The organism is Neisseria sp. P0001.S005 (assembly GCF_051963715.1).
Map to the genome: position 1 here is coordinate 1 of NZ_JBQCTZ010000604.1, position 452 is coordinate 452.

1 protein-coding gene is annotated in these 452 nt (G+C 50.7%); it reads left to right on the plus strand.

Going from position 1 to position 452, the window contains the following annotated elements:
• Positions 1 to 195 precede the first annotated feature (195 nt).
• The coding region (gene pgk, locus ACTHSP_RS21935; protein WP_440347002.1) for a phosphoglycerate kinase at positions 196 to 452 on the plus strand (257 nt) is incomplete at its 3' end.

Consider the following 452-nt stretch of genomic DNA (forward strand, 5'->3'; position numbering starts at 1 on the left):
AAAGAAGGTGCTCATGGAAATCCCCTAAATGGCTTAGTAGGAATTTAGGGGATTTTGGGGAATTTTGCAAAGGTCTCGGCCTGGGTTTTATCTGCTGATTCACATCAAGCGCGGCCGTTGCCAATCTTTACCGTCGCGCCTCATTCGCGGATAATCCCAAACATTCCCGTTTCCAACCATCACAAAGGAATCATCATGGCATTTTTGAAACTGACCGAACAAAATGTTCAAGGTAAAACCGTTCTGATCCGCGCCGATATGAACGTCCCGTTTAAAGACGGCAACATCAGCGACGACACCCGTATCCGCGCTTCGCTCGCATCCATCAAATACTGCTTGGACAACGGCGCGTCTGTGATCGTGATGACCCACCTTGGCCGTCCGACCGAAGGCGAATTCCATCCTGAAGACGATGTAGCGCCTGTTGCCGCGCATTTGGGCAAACTGTTGGG